Below are 501 nucleotides of genomic sequence, written 5' to 3'. Positions count from 1 at the left end.
ACCGCTCGGTCGACGATTCGCCCTACGGCGGTGGCCCGGGGATGGTGATGAAGGCGCCGGTGTGGGGTGAGGCGCTCGACGAAATCGCCTCTGCGGAAACGCTTTTGATTGTTCCCACCCCGGCAGGCCGATTGTTCACGCAGGCGACGGCCGCGCGCTGGAGCGCCGAGGCCCACCTGGTGTTCGCGTGCGGTCGCTACGAGGGGATCGACCAGCGGGTCATCGAGGATGCCGCGGGGCGGATGCGGGTCGAGGAGGTTTCGATCGGCGACTACGTCCTGCCCGGGGGCGAGTCGGCGGCCCTGGTCATGATCGAGGCCGTGCTGCGCCTGCTCGACGGCCGGGTATAGCTCGGACCCTCCAGGCGCCGGTCCAGTGCCGGCGAGTGCGAATCCTCCCGGTGCGACGCGGGATTGCCGAGGACGCCGTCGAGCAGGCGCAGCACGGCCTCGATCATGACCAGGGCCGCCGACTCGCCCCCGGGCAGGACGTAGTCGCCGA

Annotated in this window: 1 protein-coding gene and 1 pseudogene; one reads left to right on the top strand and one right to left on the bottom strand. The window is 70.7% G+C overall.

The features are described 5' to 3' along the window. Window positions 1-341 (top strand): annotated as a pseudogene (locus A5652_RS11985) (tRNA (guanosine(37)-N1)-methyltransferase TrmD); the annotation flags it as partial. On the opposite strand, the gene A5652_RS26695 reads toward A5652_RS11985, so the two are convergent. Then, window positions 272-457: a hypothetical protein gene (locus tag A5652_RS26695; RefSeq protein ID WP_369805784.1), complete on the bottom strand. Its 186-nt coding sequence runs from the start codon at window positions 455-457 to the stop codon at window positions 272-274. The pseudogene A5652_RS11985 and the gene A5652_RS26695 sit on opposite strands and share 70 nt — an antisense overlap. Window positions 458-501 lie beyond the last annotated feature (44 nt).

Source organism: Mycobacterium sp. 1165178.9, from assembly GCF_001673555.1.
Lineage (GTDB): Bacteria > Actinomycetota > Actinomycetes > Mycobacteriales > Mycobacteriaceae > Mycobacterium.
This window is presented reverse-complemented; position numbering and strand designations above follow the sequence as displayed.

What these genes read in the sequence shown, in the direction of transcription:
- A5652_RS26695 (WP_369805784.1), bottom strand. Translation starts at nt 457, where the DNA reads ATGATCGAGGCCGTGCTGCGCCTGCTCGACGGCGTCCTCGGCAATCCC.